1 protein-coding gene is annotated in these 419 nt (G+C 79.5%); it reads right to left on the reverse strand.

The window, feature by feature from the left end:
* Positions 1 to 201 (reverse strand): hypothetical protein (locus GT042_RS39150; protein ID WP_237530878.1); only part of this gene is annotated, 201 nt, incomplete at its 3' end.
* Positions 202 to 419 lie beyond the last annotated feature (218 nt).

Genomic DNA, 419 nt, shown 5'->3' on the forward strand with positions numbered 1-419 from the left:
CGCGTCCGGCCCCGGGGCGGCGGCGCCGCTACGGGCCTCCGCGGCCGCCCAGAGCGCCTCCTCGTCGGCGTCGGTCGAGTCCGCACCGGCGTCCCGTCCCGGTACGGCGGCGTCCGCCTCGTCCCGGACGGATCCGGCAGCCCCACTGTGGGCTTCCGCGGCTGCCCACAACGCTTCCTCGTCGGCGTCCGCCGACTTCACACGGCCACCGCGCCGCGGCAGGCCGGTGCCCACGGAATCCGAACCCGCATCCGTGTCCCGAGCGCGGGCAGCGGCCCCGCTCCGGGAGCCGGCGTCGTCCGCGTCCCGTACCGGATCCGTGGCCCCGCCGCGAGCCTCCGCAGCCGCCCACAACGCTTCCTCGTCGGCGTCGGCGCCCCGCCGCGGCAGGGCGGTGTCCGCCGCGTCCGGATCCGCGC

Source organism: Streptomyces sp. SID3212, from assembly GCF_009865405.1.
Taxonomy (GTDB): domain Bacteria; phylum Actinomycetota; class Actinomycetes; order Streptomycetales; family Streptomycetaceae; genus Streptomyces.